A 20,250-nucleotide genomic window follows, 5' to 3' on the forward strand; every position below is an offset into this window, starting at 1 on the left:
GGAAAGAGAGGAGAAAAAAATGTTAAGAGCTATTTTGCTCGGACCTCCGGGCGCAGGCAAGGGTACACAGGCAGCTAAGCTTGTAGAGAAGTACAATGTTCCACATATTTCAACAGGTGACATCTTTAGAAAAAATATTAAAGAAGGCACTGAACTCGGGAATAAAGCTAAGGAATATATGAACGCAGGCAAACTCGTTCCGGATGAACTCGTAGTTGAGCTTGTTACATCAAGACTTAGTGAAGATGATTGCAAGAAGCAGGGCTTCCTTCTCGACGGATTTCCAAGAACAGTATTTCAGGCAGAAAAACTTGATGAATTCCTCAAGGAAAACGATGAGCAGATAGATATAGTTATTGACTTTAAGGTTGCTCACGATGTGCTTGTCGAAAGAATGACCGGAAGAAGAGTCTGCAAGAATTGTGGAGCAAGCTTCCACATCAAGAATATTCCACCAAAGAAAGATGGAATTTGCGACAGATGTGGCAATGAACTCGTGCAGAGAGCAGATGATAATCTTGATACTGTTACAAATAGGCTTAATGTATATGATAAGGAAACTGCACCTCTATTTAACTATTATGAGAAGAGCGGAAAGCTTGAATCATTTGATGGAGAGAAACAGCTTGACAGCCTATTTGAAGAAATCTGTAAGGCAATTGGAGATAGGTAATGATTATAATCAAGTCTGATCGTGAAATTGCATTAATGCGTGAGGCTGGAAAAGTTACAGGAGAAATTCTTAGGGAATTAAGTGATTTTATAAAGCCAAATATTACTACCTACGATATTAATGCTTTTGTTGAGGACAAGATTGCCCATTATAAGATGATACCGACCTTTAAAGGATATGGAGGTTTTCCTGCGGGAGCCTGCGTATCTATAAATGAAGAGATAGTTCACGGTATTCCGTCTAAGAAGCGTATACTGCGAGAGGGAGATATAGTCAGCGTAGATACCGGTGCTACATACAGAGGGTATGTTAGCGATGCTGCAAGAACCTATCCTGTAGGTAGTATTGGAGAGAAAGAAAAAAAGCTTATAGATGTTACAAGGCAAAGCTTTTTTGAAGGAGTAAAATATGCCCGCACAGGCTATAGACTTCATGATATAGGAGAGGCAGTTCAAAAATATGCTGAATCCAATGGCATGGGAGTTATAAGAGAGTATTTAGGGCATGGTTTAGGTAAGGATTTACATGAAGATCCACCTGTTCCTAACTATAAGGACCCCGGAATGAAGGCGGGGCCACATCTCAAGCGGAATATGGTTATAGCCATAGAGCCAATGCTTTCTCTAGGTTCATATGGTACTAGGACACTGGATAACGAGTGGACTGTAATTACAGATGACAGAAGTCTATCGGCACATTATGAGAACACGGTTGTCATTAATGATGGAGAACCGGAATTATTAACTCTTTAAGGGGAGTATGATATATGGCTAAAAAAAATGTTATAGAGGTAGAGGGCAGAGTAGTAGATGCAATGCCTAACGCAATGTTCAAAGTTGAGTTAGAAAATGGATTTGAGGTGCTCGCCCATATATCTGGTAAAATTAGAATGAACTACATAAGGATTCTTCCAGGAGATAAGGTTAAGGTGGAATTGTCACCATATGACCTCACCCGTGGAAGAATTACATGGAGAGAAAAGTAGGGAGGCAAGAATGAAAGTAAGATCTTCAGTTAAGCCTATCTGTGAGAAGTGCAAAATTATCAAAAGACATGGCAAGGTCATGGTTATCTGTGAAAATCCAAAGCACAAGCAGAGGCAAGGTTAGTTAAAAAAGCACCACTATGCTGGGATTTTGGTGCTAAATTATAAACAAAATGTTACACCTGTCTATATCACCCCCAGAAAGGTGACGGAAGATAGGAAAGGAGGAAGAGATGGCAAGAATTGCCGGAGTTGATCTACCTAATGATAAGAGAGTTGAAATCGCTCTAACATATATCTACGGGATAGGTCTGACAACATCTAAGAAAATCCTTAATGCAACAGGAGTAAATCCTGATGTAAGAGTTAAGGATCTAACAGAGGAAGACACTCGTAAAATAGCTTCATTTATCAATGATGAGCTAATGGTTGAGGGAGATCTCAGAAGAGAAACATCACTCAATATAAAAAGGCTTATGGAAATAGGAAGCTATAGAGGAATAAGGCATAGAAGAGGTCTTCCTGTAAGAGGACAGAAAACTAAGACTAATGCGAGAACAAGAAAAGGTCCAAAGCGTCTTGCAGGAAAGAAGAAATAAGGGGAAAAGGAGGTAGAGAAATATGGCTACTGTTAAAAAAACAGTTAGAAAGAAAAAAAGAGAACGCAAGAATATTGAAAAAGGCCAGGCTCACATCCAGTCCACCTTTAATAACACCTTGGTTACTCTAACAGATATGGATGGAAACGCACTATCATGGTCTAGTGCGGGCTCAAATGGCTTCAGAGGTTCAAGAAAATCTACACCTTTTGCAGCATCAAGTGCTGCAGAAGTTGCAGCTAAGGCTGCGATGGAGCACGGTCTAAAGAGTGTGGAAGTATATGTTAAGGGACCGGGTTCAGGTAGAGAAGCTGCTATAAGAGCACTTCAGACTGCCGGACTCAATGTAACTATGATTAAGGATATAACACCAATTCCACATAATGGATGTAGACCACCAAAGAAGAGAAGAGTCTAATAGAGGGGAGGAGTAACGATACATGGCAAGAAATAGAGAACCAGTACTGAAGAGAGCAAAGGCACTTGGAATTGAGCCTCAGTACATGGGAATTAACAAGAAAAGCAAAAGACAGCCAAAGCAGATTAGAAGAAAGAAGAGTGAATACGGAATTCAGCTAACAGAAAAGCAAAAGGTTAAATTCATGTATGGGCTTCAGGAAAAGCAGTTCAGAAACCTTTTTGTAAAAGCTTCAAAGAAGCCAGGTGAGGCCGGTACTAACTTCCTTATTGCACTAGAGAGCAGACTCGACAATGTTGTATTCAGAATGGGATTTGCGGCAACAAGAAGAGAAGCCAGGCAGATGGTTAATCATGGACATTTTCTTATTAATGGAAAGAAAGCTAATATCCCTTCAATGGAAGTTAAGGCTGGAGATGTAATCTCTGTAAAGGAAAAATCAAAATCAATCCAGAAGTTCAAAGAACTAAAGGAGATGGTTATTACAACACCGGAGTGGATTAGCATAGACACAGAAAAGTTAGAAGGCAGAATTCTAAAGGCACCTACCCGTGAGGATATAGATTTACCAATTGAGGAGCACAATATCGTAGAGTTCTACTCAAGATAGTAGAGTTACATAATTTGTTTTTTCAATATAATATGGTAAATCGGAATGGGAGGAATATATGATCGAGATAGAAAAACCTACGATCACTAATGAGATTAGCGAAGATGGTACCTATGGGAAATTTATTGTAGAACCTCTCGAGAGAGGATATGGAACGACAATAGGTAATTGCATGAGGAGAATTCTTCTCAGTTCTCTTCCAGGTGCAGCGATAACATCGGTAAAAATTGATGGTATCTTGCATGAATTTTCGACAATTCCTGGAGTGAAAGAAGATGTTACCGAAATCATTCTAAATCTAAAAAGGCTTGCAGTAAAAATTGATGACCCTGCTATGGAAGATAAGAGGGCTATCATAAATGCTGTCGGTCCTAAAGAGGTAACGGCTGCGGACATAGTAATTGATAATGAAACCCAGATATTTAATCCAGATCTTCACATTGCAACTCTTTCAGAGAATGCAACCTTGGTTATGGAAATGAATATAGCAACGGGACGAGGATATGTAACCGCAGAAGAAAATAAAACTGAAAGCACACCTATTTCAGTTATTCCGGTAGATTCAATATTTACTCCAGTAAAAAGAGCTAATTTTAGCGTTGAGAATACGAGAGTAGGTCAGACAACTGACTATGATAAGCTAATACTGGAGCTATGGACAGATGGCTCAATAACTCCTGATGAGGGAGTATCAATCGGTGCTAAGATTATGCAGGAGCATTTGAACCTCTTTATAGGTCTTGGCAAGGACATGGACAATATGGAGTTCATGATCGAGCGTGATGTAGATCGTAAAGAAAAAGCACTCGAGATGACGATTGAGGAACTTGAGCTGAGCGTTCGTTCATTTAACTGTCTAAAGAGAGCAAATATAAATACCGTTGACGAGCTTATTAAGAAAAGCGAAGCAGAGATGATGAAAGTTAGAAATCTAGGTATGAAATCTCTTGTTGAAGTTAAAAATAAGTTGAGCGAGCTTGGACTTGAACTAAGATCCAATGACGATAACTAGAAGAAAGGAGAATGTGGATGAACGGCTACAAAAAGCTTGGTAGAAATTCAGCTCATAGAAAATCAATGCTGAGAAATCTTGTAACTGATCTCCTTAGAGAAGGTAGGATTACTACAACTCAGATGAGAGCAAAGGAGACAGGCCGTAAAGCAGAGAAGCTTATAACTCTTGCAAAAAAGGGCGACCTACATTCGAGAAGACAGGTTCTTGAATATGTTTATGACGAAGATGTTGTAACAAAGCTTTTCGATGAAATTGCTCCAGGTTATGAGGATAGAAACGGCGGATATACAAGAATTCTTAAGCTTGGACCTCGCGATGGAGATAATGCAGAGGTAGTATATTTAGAGCTTGTGTAATATATACTTGTATAATATATAATTTTATATTTCATCAATCTATTCGGGGGTAACAGATATTGCTATCCCCGAATATTGACACTATTATTCAATAATAATATAATGTTCAAGGTGCTCTTTTGGCGGCTTGCAGCCGTTTGGGGTCCTGTGCAACAGTAAGCCGTGAACCTTGTCAGGTCCGAGAGGAAGCAGCAATAAGCGGATCTGCTGTGTGCCACAGATTAGCCTCATCTGTCTGCAAGTCACCAAAGGAGCATATTTAATATATAAACCATAGTCAAAAGGAGGAAGCCATGCACCTTGCTCTATATAGATTAGAAAGACCTGAGAATTTTGACCAAATAATAGGTCAGGAACATATAGTCAAAATTTTGAAAAATCAAATAAAGAAAGGGCAGGTAAGTCAGGCATATTTATTTACCGGAACAAGAGGCACAGGTAAAACTTCTACAGCCAGAATACTTGCAAAGGCTATAAATTGCACGGGAGAAGATATTCCATGTGGTAAGTGTACGAACTGTAAATCTATTAGAGATGGAGCTTTTATGGATGTAATAGAGCTTGACGCTGCCTCAAACAACGGAGTTGACGACCTAAGGGCTATAATTGACTCGGTTCAATATCCACCTGCAATGGGAAGGTATAAGGTATATATAATAGATGAAGTGCATATGTTGACGCCGGCAGCGGAAAATGCCTTTTTAAAGACACTTGAGGAGCCTCCTGAGTATGCTATATTCATTCTTGCAACAACTGACCCAGAAAAGGTTAAATCGACAATCAAGTCGAGATGTATGACCTTGAATTTCAGGAGGGTTTCAGAAAAAGACCTAGTCAAGGGAATGAAAAGGATATGCGAAAAATATGATGTTTCACCGAAAGAAGAAGCACTCAATACGATTGCAAGAAAGGCTGACGGCTCAGTTAGAGATGCCCTCTCCATATTAGAGCAGTGCATAGAAACGGGAGAAAAGAATTTTACGGAGGAAGAGGTATATTATTATACTGAATCACTCGGTAGCGAATTTTATCTTGAATTAACAGAAGCGGTAATAGATGGCGATATTTCATCTGCAATAGTCAAAATAAATGATATGCTTTTGGCAGGAAAAGATGCAAAAGAGATGCTTTCTGACTTTTTGACATATCTAAGGAATCTTTTGGTTGCAAAATGTACGAATAACGCTGAGGTTCTAATTGGAATTTCCTCTGAAAACATCGATAGGCTGAAAAATCAAGCGGATAAAATATCGACTGATGAAATTAAAAATTGGATAAAATATCTTTCAAAAAAGGTAAATCAAGCAAGGTATTCAAATATCCCTAGAATTATTTTAGAAGTTGCCATAATAGATATGGTTGACAAAACAACGGAAGATATTGATGAAGATGAAAAAAAAGAAATCAGTGCAAGCAAGAAAAAATTAAATATAAAAAAAGACCTAGAAAATAAGATTAATACTAAAGAAAGAGTAGATGATAAAAAAACAAAAAATAGTAATAAAGTAAAAGACATAAATAAAACAAAGATAATTAAAGATAAAGAAGCAAAAAAAGAAGTTAAAGAAGAAAATAGCAATAAAATAAAAGGAGAAGCAAATGGCAGCATAGAAAAGGAAAAAATAAAGTCTAACAAAGAAGAAATAGAAGATAAATCCAAGGAAGAATCAGAAACTTGTGAAATGGACTTTGACGAGATGTGGAATAAAGTCCTCGATGAAGTTGCAACGGGAGATATTGGTTTTAATGTGATAGTTGGTAGCAATAGTAAAATCACCGATTATAGGAATGGCGAAATAGTTCTAATGGTAAAACCTAGCAAGCTCTCTTTTGCTAAAACAAGCCAGAAAATGCTAGATGAGGCGGCTAAGAAGCTGTTTGGAAAAGATTCTTATTTTACACTAAAGTCAGGGGAAATTTCAGATAGTTCGTATGCTGGTATTAATTCTAATGATAAGAATACTGGGAGAAATACTAAAAAGCCACAAAATATATCTCCTAATGGAAAGAGTAGAAATAGCAGTGAAACTACTGGTGAAAATATCGAAAAAACTGACAATATGAAGGATGACGATATAGATAAAACCTTAAACAATATAAGCGAGGCATTTGGGATTGAGCCGTCAAAGATTGATATTCTTGGATAGTTTAATCTTATTAAGTATAAAAAAGTTAAAATAATATTAGGCGAGGCAAATAATAAAAATAATATAATTGAAATAAAATTAGAATTTAAGGAGGAAAAATGGGAAAAGGAATGAGGGCTGGCAAGCGAAATAAGCCAAGTGCAGGAAATATGCAAAAACAGTTAAAACAGATGCAGGCTATGCAAAGAGAGATGGAGGAGGCTCAGGATAAGCTCGGTGAAAAAGAAGTCGAGGCAACCGCAGGCGGAGGAGCCGTATCAGCAAAAGTAAATGGAAATAAGGAGCTTGTATCACTTAAACTTGATAAAGATGTAATTGACCCAGAAGATAGCGAGATGCTTGAGGACTTAATCATAGCAGCTGTCAACGAAGCTATGAGGCAGGTTGATGAAATGGTTAACGATGAAATGGGAAAGATAACCGGAGGTTTTGGTATTCCCGGTCTATAAAGCATAAATTATAAATTAATAATAAAGATAATAGAGGAAAAGATGAGAGAATATCCAAAGACACTAAAAATAATGATTAATGAACTGTCAAAACTTCCGGGCATTGGTAAAAAAAGTGCGGAAAGACTTGCTTTTCATATACTCTCACTTACCGATAGAGAGGCTGAAAATCTTGCTGGTTCAATAATCGAGGCAAAGAAAAAATTGAACTATTGCTCTATCTGTGGCAATATAACCGATAAAAATCCCTGCCTTATTTGCTCTGATGAAACTAGGGATAAAAAGGTAATTTGCGTTGTTGAATCTCCTCAAGATGTCGCAGCAATAGAAAAGATAAGAGAATATGACGGTTTATATCATGTTTTACACGGTTCAATTTCTCCGGCTGGTGGGATTGGACCATCGGATATTAATCTAAAATCTTTGGTTGAAAGACTGAGAGATAATCCGGATATTGAAGAGGTCATAGTAGCTACAAATCCTAACATTGAGGGAGAGGCAACGGCAATGTATATAGCCCGCTTGTTAAAACCGGCAGGAATCAAGGTAACTAGAATTGCTCATGGCATACCTGTTGGGGGAGACCTTGAATATGCTGATGAAGTCACTCTCCTTAAAGCTGTGGAAGGCAGACGAGAGATATAAGGACTTAATATTTTTTAAAAAATTTTGGCAAAAGATAAAATGTCTTTTGCTTTTTTATTTCAGCAATTTTAAGCTTTATAACTTTGCAAAGTTTTTTGTTGTATTTCTTTGCTTTAAGCTATCTTTATAATTTAACGAGAAGCTATTGTACATTTGCCAGCTTTAATTTATCTTTAAAATTTGCTAAATTTTTAAGATTTAAGGTTGACAGCATAATAGATAGGTGTTATAATTACAACATCACATTAACACTTTAACGCACTAAATCAAGAAAGCAAAGACTTTTACAAAAGTTTACAACCAATCACGAAGAAAGAGAAAATTAACAAAATGAAAACTTAGAAATAAAAACTAAAACTAAGAAATCGAAAAATAAGAAATAAGTAATTAAAAATTAAAATCAAAAATAAGGAAAATATTCGGAGGAGAAGAAATGAATAGGAAATCAATTAGAAACAAAATTTTCATGGGAATAAGCTTATGTCTATTAATTTCTATAAGCATTATATTAACAGGCTGTGGTCAAGATAAATCTAAGTCAGACTGGGAGTATATTAAGGACAAGGGTACTTTGGTAGTAGGTCTTGATGACACCTTTGCTCCTATGGGATTTAGAGATGAAAATGATGAGATAGTTGGCTTTGATATTGACCTAGCCAAGGCAGTTGGAGAAGAGCTTGGTATAAAGGTTGAATTTAAACCAATTGATTGGGATGCTAAAGATGGAGAATTAAAATCAAAGAAGATTGATTGCGTATGGAATGGTATGTCTTGGACTAAGGATAGAGATAAAAGCATGAGCTTATCATATAAATATATGAATAATAAGATAATAGTAATGTCAGCAGATAATAATATCAATATTAAAGACTCTTCAGAGCTTTCTAATTACAAGATAAGCACGCAAGCGGATTCATCTGCACTTGACGGTCTAAAGGCTGATAAGAATTATGACAAATTCAAAGATAATATCAAGGAATATAAGGATTATGCAGCAGCTTATCTTGATATGAAAGCCGGAAGAGTGGATGTTATGGTTATTGACAAGGTTATGGGCGAGTACACTTATCCAGAGCTTAAGACTTCCGATTACATATTTATGGACGATTTTTATGCAATTGGATTTAGAAAAGGCGATAAAGAGCTGACAGCTAAGGTTAATGAGGCTCTCAAAATGATTATGGACAATGGCAAGGGAAAAGAAATATCACAGAAGTGGTTTAAAAATGATGATTCCTTTATAGTTAAGGAGTAAATTATGAACTATTTTTCAATTATACTGCCGTCTCTCCTTAGAGGGACGGTTATATCAATATCACTTTTTGCACTGACTTTGATTCTATCCTTGCCTCTTGGAATACCTATTGCTCTTGGAGAAAATAGCCGTATCCCATTGATAAGGTGGATTTGCAAGGCGTATGTTTACATCTTTAGAGGCACTCCATTGATGTTACAGCTATTTTTCTTCTATTTCTTTTTTCCTATCTATCTCAACATTAGATGGGAAGCATTTCCAACGGCGGTATTCACCTTTGTACTAAATTATGCTGCATATTTTGCAGAAATTTACCGGGGTGGAATAAAGAGCATAGAAGTAGGGCAGTATGAAGCAGCTAAGTCATTAGGGCTTTCAAAAGTTCAGACATTTAAGGACATTGTATTACCGCAGATGACGAGGATAGTTCTTCCTCCTGTTTCAAATGAGGTCATAACCTTGGTAAAGGATACAGCTCTAGCCTCTGTTATAGCTTTGGCAGATTTGATGAAAGTTGCACAGGGAATAGTAAATAGAGATGGAACACTTTATGCATATTTGATAGCGGCAGGCATATATCTAATATTTACATTTATAGCAACCCTTATTCTAAATAATATGGAGAAAAGATATTCCAGATATGAGGAGGTTATGTAATGGCAAATAAAATCCTCGAGATGAAGAATATATATAAAACATTTGAAAATTGCGAAGCACTTAATGATGTCTCTCTTTATGTAGAAAAAGGTGAAACTGTTGCGATAATTGGAGCTTCAGGCTCAGGGAAAAGCACCTTGCTTAGGTCAGTTAATGGACTGGTGAGAATTACAAAGGGAGAGATAGTTCTTGATGGAGAAGTAATTGCAAGTAGCAATGAGGATACCGAATTTAAAGGAATTAAAGGCGGAGCTATTAAACAAAAAAATGGAAGTACAGAGGCGAAATATCTGCCTGATAATTTATTTAAAGAAGCTATATGCGAAACAGGAATGGTATTTCAGCATTTTAATCTATTCCCGCATATGACCTGCCTAGAAAATATCACATATGCACCGATTAAGGTTAAGAAGATACCAAAAGAAAAAGCAATAGAGAGAGGTTTATCCTTGCTTGAGATGGTAGGACTTAAAAATAAAAGAGAAGAATATCCAGCTAAGCTTTCCGGCGGTCAAAAACAGCGAATAGCAATTGCGAGAGCTCTCGCGATGGAGCCTGATATTATGCTCTTTGATGAGCCAACATCGGCACTTGACCCTGAAATTACAGGAGAAGTTCTTTCTGTAATGAAAAAACTAGCAGACCGAGATACAACCATGATTGTTGTAACGCACGAGATGGGGTTTGCTAAAGAAGTAGCAGACAGGGTAATTTACATGGATAGCGGAAGGATAATAGAAGAAGGTAGTCCAGAGGAGATATTCTATAATCCAAAGACAGATAGACTTAAGGCATTTCTGTCCGCAATGATTAAGACGAATTGATGAACTTATAAATTCTTTACACCAGAGACTACATATTCAATAAATTTTTTATATATACCGTTATACTGTTTATCCTTAGGATATACAATATAGTTGCTGAATTTAATCGGAGACTCAATTACGATAGCTTTAATTTTGCTATTCTGTGTTGATATAGCGGAAGATTCCGTTGCGATGGTTACACCGTAGTTATTTGCTATCATTTCATTTAATAATTCAATATCATTGGTAGTTTCAAATATTACATTGAAATTTGCTCCGAGCTCTTTATAAACCTTTCTTACATCATTATAAATACTTGAACTTGAGTCAGCCATCAAAAGAGGAAGCTCAGAAAGCTCCTCAGCTTTGATGGTTTTTTTATTTGCTAATCGATTGTCCTTATTGACTAATAAACATAGCTTTTCCTCAGAAAGAAATACATATTCATATTTACTAGACTTTTCTTCAGGTCTTATTTTGACTATTGCAAAGTCTAGCTCACCACTTTCAAGACCATAATAAGCGTCATAATTATCAGCCACTTTAATTGACATAAGCAAATTGGCATTTATATTAAAAAAATCTGTAATAACTGAAGTAATTCCAACTTTATTGGCAAATGGGAAAACAGCAATCTTAATTATTTCCTTGTCTATATTGGTATTCTTATTAAAAGAAATCATTAGATTGTCAATTTCATCAACAATTTTTTGTGCATTAATGCAGAACTTTTTACCATCTTCAGTTAGCTTAACTCCGTGCTGATCTCTTACAAATAGTTTTGTATCTAATTCTTGCTCAAGAGAATTTATTTGCTGTGAAATATTTGACTGTGTGATGAAAAGATTGTTTGCAGCCTTTGAAAAATTTTTCTCTTTTGCGATTTCAAGGGCATAATATATTTGCCTAAGTTCCATTAATACTCCTTTCATCAACTAATTCTAATAACTCACCAGATTTTTTGATATTAGTCAAAGTACTGATAATCATAATAACAAATAATTTCCCAAAGAAAAAGCCTTTATTTATAATCATTTTATAAGATAGATAAGGGTTAACTCGAGTTTCCTTTTGCTGTGTTACAGAAAGGAGATAATAATGAATAAAGTTCTAAATGAAGCAATTTCAATATTTGATGATGTTGTTGAAATTAGGCGTGACATACATAGTCACCCTGAGCAGGGAAATAAAGAATTTAGAACTTCAGCAATAATCAAAGAAAAACTTAATGAATATGGTGTTGATGAAATCCTTAGTCCGACTGAAACCGGAGTAATAGGAGTTATAAAAGGTAAAAAAGGAGAGGGTAAAACAGTTGGTTTAAGATGTGACATGGACGCATTACCTGTTGAAGAAGAAACAAATCTACCTTTTAAAAGTCAAGTCAAAGGAGAAATGCACGCCTGCGGTCATGATATGCATGTGGCAATGATGCTTGGTAATGCAAGAATTCTATGTAAAATGAGGGATAATTTCACTGGAACTGTAAAGCTTATTTTTGAACCAAGTGAAGAAATACAGCCAGGAGGAGCTAGAAAGATTATTGATAGTGGCATGGTTGACGATGTAGATGCATTTTTTGGACTTCATGTAAATCCAACAAAAAATGATGTAGGGAAAATATGCTTAAGAAAAGGCTCTACCGCGACATCAGCTGATGAGGTTTATATAAAAGTACATGGTAAATCCGGTCATGGTTCAACTCCACACAAGGCGAATGACGCGATTTTAGCCGCTTGTCAGCTAAATGTACTGCTTGGACAAATACAGTCAAGGAATATAGATCCTCTTGAAACCTGCATATTAACAGTAAATGTTATTGAAGGAGGAATAAAATCCAATGTAATTGCAGATACTTGTAATTTAATTGCAACGATAAGAGCTTATACGCAAGAAACAAGAGAGATTGCAATACAAAAAATTCATGACATATGCAGAGGAGTTGAAAAAATTTCGGGTTGTAAAGTCGAAGAAGATATTAGACTTGGATACGATGCGATGATTAATGACTCAAGGCTTGTTGAAATTATTTCAGATTATTACAAAAAAGAGCTTGGAGGAGATTTTTATAAAAAAATGGAAGAACCATTTGGCGGTAGCGAAGACTTTAGCTTTTTTTCTACCAAGACTGGAAAACCTGCAGTACTTATGTTCTTATCAGCAGGTCATGTCAAAGGTATGCCTGTATCAACACTCCATAGCCCTAATTGCACATTCGATGAAGAAGCAATGAAATATGGTATGGCAGCAATGACTAATGCTGCATTAGCTATTTTAGAAAAGTGAATTAAAATATAGATTTAAAAAAATTAAGGGAGGTTTGTAATGGTAATGTATAATGCTTTTTTGGCACTAATAGTTGTTGCTATTGCATATGTAATAGGTGAATGGATTTCAGAAATTACACACGCATGGGTACCTTCGATACTTGTAACATCAATAATATTTTTAATAGGTTATTGGACAATTTTTCCTAATTCAATAGCTGAGGATTCTGGCTTAATTGACTTCGCTGGAAAAATTGCAGTACTTATGTTCATAACACATATTGGAACGGTAATAAGTTTAAAACAGCTTATTGAACAATGGAAAACGGTAGTAATTTGTTTGGTTGGACTTCTTGGAATGGTTGCTCTATGCTGGTTTATCTGTCCTCTGTTAATAGATAAAACCTTGATGATTGCAGGACTTCCACCTCTTACGGGTGGTGTTGTCGCAGCTCTAACAATGCAAAGTGCAGCTAAAGAAGCAGGACTTGAAACGGCTGCAGTCTTCGCAATAGCTATGTATTCAGTGCAGGGACTTGCTGGTTATCCAATTACAGCAGTTTGTCTTCATAAAGAAGGCAGAAAATTACTTAAAGAATGGCGTTCTGGAGAATTAAATCTTAGCCAAGAAGAAATTGATAAGATGAAAAGCGTTGGATTAACTGCAATAGCAAATGATAATGATATAAAGAAATTGTTACCACCAGTACCAGAAAAATTTAATACACCTGTATTTATTATTGCTAAAGTTGCTTTTAGCGTCTGGCTATCAACGATTGTTGGGCAGATTATTCCTCAGGTTCCTACGATAGTATGGTGCTTAATTATTTCAGTAATTCTTACCAAAATTGGCATATTGGATACGAGTTCATTGTCTAGGGCAAATACATATACAATTTTTATGTTCGCTGCAATGCTAAGTGTATTCGCAGGATTGAAAAATTGTACCCCTAGTATGCTTTTATCAATTATCATTCCTATGATAATAATGATAGTTATAGGTGTTCTTGGTATGGGAATAGCAGCTTTTGTTATATCTAAAATACTCAAGATGAGCTTTCCGCTTGCATTTGCAAATGGTCTTACCGCACTTTATGGATTCCCATGTGATGCGATAATAACTGAAAGCACTTGTAACGCACTGACTGAAGATCCAGATGAAAGAGGATATTTGATGAGCAAGATGTTCCCATCGATGGTCGTTGGAGGATTTGTTACAGTAACAATTACTTCTGTATTATTTGCAGGATATTTTGCAACACTTTTATAGATTAAATAGTATTACTATTCATTAAAAAGATAGTGTCAGACTAATTAGGACTGGCACTATCTTTTCATTTATATTAAATTCTAATCTTATTTAATTAAATTCCACGCTCTTCCATTATAATCTTAATCTCTTCCGGATTGATGCCTACCATTGCTTCACCTAGGTCCTCAGAAAGCTCAGCAATAATCTTAGGTTTATCATAATTTTCTACAGCCTTAACTATAGCATTTGCACGCTTAGCTGGATCACCTGACTTGAAGATACCTGAACCTACGAATACACCTTCAGCTCCAAGCTGTACCATTAGAGCAGCGTCAGCAGGAGTAGCAACTCCGCCTGCAGAGAAATTAACTACTGGAAGTTTGCCATTGTCATGAACATATTTAAGGAGTTCATAAGGAACCTGCAAATTTTTTGATGCTTCAAATAGCTCATCTTCTCTTAAAGTTGTGACCTTTCTCATCTGAGAGTTAATCATTCTCATATGCCTAACCGCTTGAACAACATCACCTGTTCCTGCTTCGCCTTTTGTCCTTATCATTGCCGCACCTTCAGCAATTCTTCTAAGAGCTTCACCTAGATCTCTTGCACCGCATACAAAAGGAGCTTTAAAAGCACTCTTATCAATATGATGCACATCATCTGCAGGAGAGAGCACCTCAGACTCGTCAATGCAGTCGATGTTTATAGCTTCGAGAATCTGAGCTTCTACAAAGTGACCGATACGGCATTTTGCCATAACAGGAATACTTACAGCGTCCTGTATTCCCTTTATCATCTTAGGATCACTCATTCTTGATACACCACCGCACGCCCTTATATCAGCAGGGATTCTCTCTAGTGCCATAACAGCCTTAGCACCAGCTTCCTCAGCGATTTTAGCCTGCTCAGGAGTTGTTACATCCATGATAACACCACCCATAAGTGCCTTGCCGATGTCCTTATTGAATTTATGCTTATCTCTATTCATTGTAATTTATACCTCCTTACAAATTGAGTATTTACATTAATATAAATAAGATGATATATTTAAACTGGATATATTTAAATACCCAGAATAACATATATTTTTATGCCAGTTAGGAGGAGCTCGTGCTTACCTATAATTTTGAAAACATAGACTCGCCCTTATATGAACATATTTATAAATGTATAAAGTCAGATATTGTGAATGGAATTATAAAACGAGGTGAAAAGCTGCCATCTAAGAGAGCCTTTGCAAAAAACAATGGTATAAGCAGTATAACGGTAGAAAACGCATATAACCAGCTCATTAGCGAGGGGTATATCTATTCGCTTCCAAGAAAAGGATATTATGTATCCAACAATTTAATAATAAGAGCATATAATAGACCTTCCGAAAATCAGAACATAAACATAGAATATGGCAATATTGATAATGATGATAGAGAAAATATTTACAATAAAAATTTGCTTTATAAAAATAATCTTTCAAATAATAGTATGCCTGCATCTGGATTTCCATTTTCAGTGTGGGCAAAATTGATGAGAGAAACGCTATCAGGAAATAGAGAAAATCTCATGAAGCCATCACCGACAGGAGGTATATTTGAATTAAGGGAAGCTATATCTGAGCATCTAAGGTCTTTTCGTGGAATGAGCGTTCACCCTAGCCAGATTATAATAGGTGCTGGAACGGAATATCTATATGGACTTCTTATTCAGCTTCTTGGAAGAGATAAAACATATTGCATAGAAAATCCTGTATATAAGAAGATTCCTATGATTTATGAAAAAAATAAGGTGGTTTATAAATATGCAAATATGGACGAAAAGGGGATAATTCCAGAGGAAATTAGAAATACTGAAGCAAATATCGTCCATATAAGCACTGCCCACCATTTTCCAACTGGAATTACAATGCCTGCCTCTAGGCGGTATGAGATAATTTCATGGGCAAATGAAAAAGAAGGAAGATATATAATTGAAGATGATTATGATAGCGAATTTCGCTATAGCGGAAAACCAATCCCTCCGCTTTTTGCAATAGATGATAGCGAGAAATCAATATATATCAATACTTTTTCCAAATCGCTTGCATCTACAATGAGAATAAGTTATATGGTTTTACCTAGGCATCTTATAGACGAGTTCTATAGAGAGCTTTCATTTTATTCATGCACAGTCTCGAATTTTGAACAATATACACTTGCAAAATTCATAGAGCGTGGATATTTTGATAAACACATAAGCAGAAGAAGAATTCATTATTCAAAGAAAAGGCAGGAAGTGCTATCGAGAATTTATGATAACCCAATTGCAAAAAAATGTGAGATTATAGAAAATGACTCAGGATTGCATTTCCTTATAAAGCTTTATACGAAGATGGGAGATAGAGAATTAATAGAAAAATTAAATAAAAAAGGGATAAGCATTTCCGCACTTTCAGAATATTATTCAAAAGAAAAGATAAAAAATAAAGAAAAAGAGGAAGATATGCACATCTTCCTCGTAAACTACTCAAATATTGATATAAAAAATCTTGATGAAGTATTAAATATAATTTATCAGATTATAGACTTCGACTCTATATAATAACGCTTTTCATTCGCCTCACCCATTGAAAATGTTTTTCTTGGGAGAGCACCGCTATCAGCTATTGCAGGGAAAAGCTTTCCCTTATCCATAGGCGGAAGAATAAAACCGATATTTCCTTTGATATTGCCAAGTTTTCGTGTCATGTCCTCACCGTGAATATAATCAATATCAGCAAGTTTTAAATCCTTAACTATAATATCGAGTGCATTTTGCAATGTACCAACTTCAAGATTGTGTGACGGATTCTCAATTATCAAAAGTTTTTCATCATCTTCCATTATAAAAGGTATTGCAAAGGTATTATCTTGAGGAATAAATCCTTTGTCCTTAATATATGCCTTGCCATTCTGCTCATTTAAGATATTAAGTAGCTTGCTAATAATTAAATCAGTAGAATTTCCATCTTTAGAAAAGATGACCCTGTGTATAGCTTCGAAGATAATTCCCTCATCGTGGATATTTTCTATTTCACATAGAGCAAATCTTGCAGGGTGGGATTTTTGTTCTTCTATAGAGAGGTCTTTTTTAACCTCCTCCCAGTATGCCTTAGCTGTTGCAAGAGAATGATTACCATCGCCGACAGCATATAGAATCGCCTTGTCCTTCCCATATTTTTTGAGGGCATTTTCATATAGGTTTGAAATACCATCTCTAAGCTCAGATAAATCTTTCTCCTCTATAAAAGAGCCGTAGATATGACCGCCATTTTTCATAAGTTCAAAATCATATATTTCTGTGCTTTCGAGCGTAACAAGTGGTTCGATAATCGAGTGACTTGGGTCATCTATGAGCACTATGATATGAGGTATTTCAATTCCAGCTCCTTGACGGACTTTTAACCTAGGCGGAATCCTTTCAATTACAGTGCCCTCAGTAGCACGGATAAGAGATGTAGAGCCTTCCGAGTAATCATATTCTTCGAGGTCTACAGATATAACAAAGCCAAGCCTGCTTCTCCCCTCGGCAATTCTCTTTACAAGCATTATTCCTCTAGGAAATTTTTCAAGTGTTCCATTATCTATATATTCTTTCATCTTTGAGTGAATCGTGGAAATTTTATCTTCTTCTCCATCTCTACCAAGGTAAACCTCAGGCAGAATCATATTAAGAGTTGATGGAGCGTCACCTGTAATTTTTTCTACATCATTCCAGTAGTCTTCATCAGAAGTAAATTGATCGCAGGCAATTACAGCCCATTTAGAGTAATCAGTTCCGTATGCGGGTAGCAAAATCTCAGGTATATTTAATCCCAAAGAAGAAAAATCAATTGACATATAAAATCATCTCCTTATTTTTATATTTATTTTTCTATTATGTATTAATTAATAATATAATTGTTAAAATTAATATTAATATATTTATTATTATATTATTTTTGATATGAACATCAATATTTACTTATAATTGTCATCTTTTAATTTATATTGAATGGTATAATTAAATAATATACATTTTTATATTTATAATTCTTTATAATTAGTCAAAAGCATTCAACAGGTATTCCTTAAGGAGGTAGTCCTTTGCCAAAATTTGAAGTACATTCTGATTTTGAAATGATGGGAGATCAGCCAAGGGCGGTTCGTCTTATTTCACAAAATATTAAAGATGGTAAAAAGCATCAGACTCTTATGGGTGTAACGGGTTCAGGTAAGACTTTTACTATGGCAAAGATTATTGAGCAAGTTCAAAAACCGACGCTTGTAATTTCTCATAATAAGACCTTGGCAGCCCAGCTTCATGGAGAATTTAAGGAGTTTTTTCCAAATAATTCTGTTGAATATTTCGTCTCCTATTATGATTACTATCAACCAGAGGCATATGTTCCATCCACAGATACCTATATAGAAAAAGATGCGGATATAAATGACGAGATTGATAAGCTTAGGCATAGTGCGACAGCTGCACTTCTTGAGAGGAGAGATGTTATAGTAGTTGCCAGTGTTTCCTGCATATATGGAATAGGTAGCCCTAGCTCATATAGAAATCAAATTCTTTCCATAAGAGAGGGAGCAATGATGGGTAGAGACGAGATGATTCGTAAGCTCGTCGATATGCAATATGAAAGAAATGACATAGATTTTCACAGGGGAACATTCAGAGTAAGGGGAGATATTCTTGATATTTATCCTGCAGGGGGAGAAGAAGCTGTTAGAGTTGAATCCTTTGGAGATGAAATTGAATCTATCAAGGAGATGAATCCTTTGACTGGAGAGATTACAGGAGTTAGAACGCATATATCTATTTTTCCCGCTTCTCACTATGTTACATCAAAAGAAGATATGGAAAAGGCAGAACTTACAATAAGAAAGGAACTTGAGGAAAGGCTGAGATTTTTTAGAGAAAATGGTAAATTATTAGAAGCTGAAAGACTTGAGCAGAGGACTAATTATGACCTCGAGATGATGAAAGAGGTCGGAACCTGTAAGGGAATTGAGAATTATTCGAGGCATATCAACTTTTTAAAGCCTGGTGAAAGACCATACACCTTGCTAGACTATTTTCCTGATGATTTTCTCCTCATAATAGATGAAAGCCATGCAATGCTCCCGCAGCTTAGAGCGATGTATAATGGAGATAAGGCAAGGAAAACATCACTTGTAGAATATGGATTCAGGCTCCCGTCAGCCTTGGATAATAGACCTCTTAAATTTAGAGAATTTGAATCACTCGTGAATCAGGCCTTATATGTTAGTGCAACCCCTTCGGCATATGAGATAGATAAGTCATTAGGGATAACGGCAGAGCAACTGATAAGACCGACAGGGCTCCTCGATCCGACTATAGAGGTAAGACCGATTGAGGGTCAGATAGATGACTTAATTGGAGAAATATATAAGACCACTGAGAGGCGTGAAAGAGTTCTCATAACCACGCTCACAAAGAGAATGGCGGAAGATCTTTCAAAATTTTTGAAAAACGATGGGATAAAGACACGCTATCTTCATTCAGAAATAGATACCTTTGAAAGACTTGAAATAATAAGAGATTTAAGAATGGGAAAATTTGATGTCCTAGTTGGAATAAATCTCCTAAGAGAGGGGCTTGACCTTCCAGAAGTTTCGCTTGTTGTAATTCTCGATGCAGACAAAGAAGGTTTCCTAAGAAATAACACATCATTAATGCAGACTGTTGGAAGAGCGGCACGAAATTCTAATGGTAGAGTAATAATGTATGCGGATTATATAAGCAAGGCAATGAAATATACAATAGGCGAGAGCAAGAGAAGGCGTTCGATACAAAATGAATATAATAAGGAAAATGAAATAACTCCTAAGACTATTATAAAACCTATAAGGTCTGTGATTGAGGCTACGAGAGCATATGATGAGAGTGAAGAGTTAAAAAATCCTAGTGAAATGACGAGCAAGGAAATAAAAGAAGCAATTAAGAGACTAGATAAAGAGATGAAGATAGCTGCTAAGGATTTACAATTTGAAAGGGCAGCAGAGCTTAGAGATATATTGTTCGAGCTAAAAGCGAGCATGAGAGCATAAATATTAAATTAAAACAGAATTAATAAAGAATGAGGATAGACTAAA

General features: G+C 35.9%; 22 protein-coding genes and 1 other RNA gene. 20 read left to right on the top strand and 3 right to left on the bottom strand.

All coding sequences use genetic code 11. The features are described 5' to 3' along the window. The first annotated feature begins 19 nt into the window (after window positions 1-19). The 16 genes from BQ5371_RS04490 (at window position 20) to BQ5371_RS04565 (ending at window position 10,633) form a co-directional block, all read left to right on the top strand. A complete protein-coding gene (locus tag BQ5371_RS04490; protein WP_071132724.1) occupies window positions 20-673 on the top strand; it encodes an adenylate kinase in 654 nt (217 codons plus the stop codon). Further along, a complete protein-coding gene (map, locus tag BQ5371_RS04495; RefSeq protein ID WP_071132725.1) occupies window positions 673-1,425 on the top strand; it encodes a type I methionyl aminopeptidase in 753 nt (250 codons plus the stop codon). The genes BQ5371_RS04490 and map overlap by 1 nt, the downstream gene beginning before the upstream one ends. Before the next feature lie 14 nt (window positions 1,426-1,439). Beyond that, window positions 1,440-1,658, top strand: a complete 219-nt coding sequence (gene infA / locus BQ5371_RS04500; protein WP_071132726.1) for a translation initiation factor IF-1 — start codon at window positions 1,440-1,442, stop codon at window positions 1,656-1,658. Window positions 1,659-1,668: 10 nt separating this feature from the next. Next, window positions 1,669-1,782 (top strand): 50S ribosomal protein L36, encoded by a 114-nt coding sequence (rpmJ, locus tag BQ5371_RS04505; RefSeq protein ID WP_071132727.1) that lies wholly within the window; start codon window positions 1,669-1,671, stop codon window positions 1,780-1,782. Window positions 1,783-1,891: 109 nt separating this feature from the next. Further along, window positions 1,892-2,257: a 30S ribosomal protein S13 gene (gene rpsM, locus BQ5371_RS04510; RefSeq protein ID WP_071132728.1), complete on the top strand. Its 366-nt coding sequence runs from the start codon at window positions 1,892-1,894 to the stop codon at window positions 2,255-2,257. Window positions 2,258-2,279: 22 nt separating this feature from the next. Continuing rightward, window positions 2,280-2,675 carry a 30S ribosomal protein S11 gene (gene rpsK, locus BQ5371_RS04515; RefSeq protein WP_071132729.1) on the top strand — a complete coding sequence of 132 codons (396 nt, stop codon included), beginning with the start codon at window positions 2,280-2,282 and terminating at the stop codon, window positions 2,673-2,675. Window positions 2,676-2,697: 22 nt separating this feature from the next. Beyond that, complete coding sequence (gene rpsD, locus BQ5371_RS04520; protein WP_071132730.1) at window positions 2,698-3,285, top strand: 30S ribosomal protein S4; 588 nt, start codon at window positions 2,698-2,700, stop codon at window positions 3,283-3,285. A gap of 58 nt (window positions 3,286-3,343) precedes the next feature. Further along, window positions 3,344-4,297, top strand: a complete 954-nt coding sequence (locus BQ5371_RS04525; RefSeq protein ID WP_071132731.1) for a DNA-directed RNA polymerase subunit alpha — start codon at window positions 3,344-3,346, stop codon at window positions 4,295-4,297. 17 nt (window positions 4,298-4,314) lie between these two features. Next, complete coding sequence (gene rplQ / locus BQ5371_RS04530; protein ID WP_071132732.1) at window positions 4,315-4,656, top strand: 50S ribosomal protein L17; 342 nt, start codon at window positions 4,315-4,317, stop codon at window positions 4,654-4,656. A gap of 136 nt (window positions 4,657-4,792) precedes the next feature. Next, an RNA gene (gene ffs / locus BQ5371_RS04535) (signal recognition particle sRNA small type) lies at window positions 4,793-4,891 on the top strand. Window positions 4,892-4,949: 58 nt separating this feature from the next. Beyond that, the gene (gene dnaX, locus BQ5371_RS04540; RefSeq protein WP_071132733.1) at window positions 4,950-6,803 is read left to right on the top strand and encodes a DNA polymerase III subunit gamma/tau; all 1,854 of its coding nucleotides are present in this window, start codon (window positions 4,950-4,952) and stop codon (window positions 6,801-6,803) included. Window positions 6,804-6,901: 98 nt separating this feature from the next. Beyond that, complete coding sequence (locus tag BQ5371_RS04545; protein ID WP_083377426.1) at window positions 6,902-7,252, top strand: YbaB/EbfC family nucleoid-associated protein; 351 nt, start codon at window positions 6,902-6,904, stop codon at window positions 7,250-7,252. A 42-nt stretch (window positions 7,253-7,294) separates the two neighbouring features. Continuing rightward, on the top strand, window positions 7,295-7,897 hold the full coding sequence (recR, locus tag BQ5371_RS04550; RefSeq protein ID WP_071132734.1) for a recombination mediator RecR: 603 nt from the start codon (window positions 7,295-7,297) through the stop codon (window positions 7,895-7,897). Window positions 7,898-8,330: 433 nt separating this feature from the next. Further along, window positions 8,331-9,152, top strand: a complete 822-nt coding sequence (locus tag BQ5371_RS04555) for an amino acid ABC transporter substrate-binding protein (protein WP_083377427.1) — start codon at window positions 8,331-8,333, stop codon at window positions 9,150-9,152. A gap of 3 nt (window positions 9,153-9,155) precedes the next feature. After that, on the top strand, window positions 9,156-9,809 hold the full coding sequence (locus BQ5371_RS04560; protein WP_071132735.1) for an amino acid ABC transporter permease: 654 nt from the start codon (window positions 9,156-9,158) through the stop codon (window positions 9,807-9,809). Continuing rightward, window positions 9,809-10,633 carry an amino acid ABC transporter ATP-binding protein gene (locus tag BQ5371_RS04565; RefSeq protein WP_331462936.1) on the top strand — a complete coding sequence of 275 codons (825 nt, stop codon included), beginning with the start codon at window positions 9,809-9,811 and terminating at the stop codon, window positions 10,631-10,633. The genes BQ5371_RS04560 and BQ5371_RS04565 overlap by 1 nt, the downstream gene beginning before the upstream one ends. 5 nt (window positions 10,634-10,638) lie before the next feature. Here the strand turns inward: BQ5371_RS04565 and BQ5371_RS04570 are convergent, their stop codons facing one another. Further along, window positions 10,639-11,532, bottom strand: a complete 894-nt coding sequence (locus tag BQ5371_RS04570) for a LysR family transcriptional regulator (RefSeq protein ID WP_071132736.1) — start codon at window positions 11,530-11,532, stop codon at window positions 10,639-10,641. A 181-nt stretch (window positions 11,533-11,713) separates the two neighbouring features. Here BQ5371_RS04570 and BQ5371_RS04575 point away from each other — a divergent pair, with 181 nt between their 5' ends. Together BQ5371_RS04575 and BQ5371_RS04580 are read left to right on the top strand one after the other, a co-directional pair. Continuing rightward, the gene (locus tag BQ5371_RS04575) at window positions 11,714-12,901 is read left to right on the top strand and encodes a M20 metallopeptidase family protein (protein ID WP_071132737.1); all 1,188 of its coding nucleotides are present in this window, start codon (window positions 11,714-11,716) and stop codon (window positions 12,899-12,901) included. A gap of 45 nt (window positions 12,902-12,946) precedes the next feature. After that, on the top strand, window positions 12,947-14,152 hold the full coding sequence (locus BQ5371_RS04580) for a hypothetical protein (protein ID WP_071133125.1): 1,206 nt from the start codon (window positions 12,947-12,949) through the stop codon (window positions 14,150-14,152). Between the two features lie 94 nt (window positions 14,153-14,246). Here BQ5371_RS04580 and pdxS read toward each other — a convergent pair whose 3' ends face one another. Beyond that, window positions 14,247-15,122: a pyridoxal 5'-phosphate synthase lyase subunit PdxS gene (pdxS, locus tag BQ5371_RS04585; protein WP_071132738.1), complete on the bottom strand. Its 876-nt coding sequence runs from the start codon at window positions 15,120-15,122 to the stop codon at window positions 14,247-14,249. 122 nt (window positions 15,123-15,244) lie between these two features. On the opposite strand from pdxS, the gene pdxR reads away from it, so the two are divergent. Next, the gene (pdxR, locus tag BQ5371_RS04590) at window positions 15,245-16,708 is read left to right on the top strand and encodes a MocR-like pyridoxine biosynthesis transcription factor PdxR (protein WP_071132739.1); all 1,464 of its coding nucleotides are present in this window, start codon (window positions 15,245-15,247) and stop codon (window positions 16,706-16,708) included. Here the strand turns inward: pdxR and BQ5371_RS04595 are convergent. Continuing rightward, complete coding sequence (locus tag BQ5371_RS04595) at window positions 16,681-17,985, bottom strand: DUF1015 domain-containing protein (protein WP_071132740.1); 1,305 nt, start codon at window positions 17,983-17,985, stop codon at window positions 16,681-16,683. The genes pdxR and BQ5371_RS04595 overlap by 28 nt on opposite strands. Window positions 17,986-18,231: 246 nt before the next feature. Here BQ5371_RS04595 and uvrB point away from each other — a divergent pair, with 246 nt between their 5' ends. Next, window positions 18,232-20,205 carry an excinuclease ABC subunit UvrB gene (gene uvrB / locus BQ5371_RS04600; RefSeq protein WP_083377429.1) on the top strand — a complete coding sequence of 658 codons (1,974 nt, stop codon included), beginning with the start codon at window positions 18,232-18,234 and terminating at the stop codon, window positions 20,203-20,205. The last annotated feature ends 45 nt before the right edge of the window (window positions 20,206-20,250 follow it).

Source organism: Alterileibacterium massiliense, from assembly GCF_900104645.1.
Taxonomy (GTDB): domain Bacteria; phylum Bacillota; class Clostridia; order Peptostreptococcales; family Anaerovoracaceae; genus Alterileibacterium; species Alterileibacterium massiliense.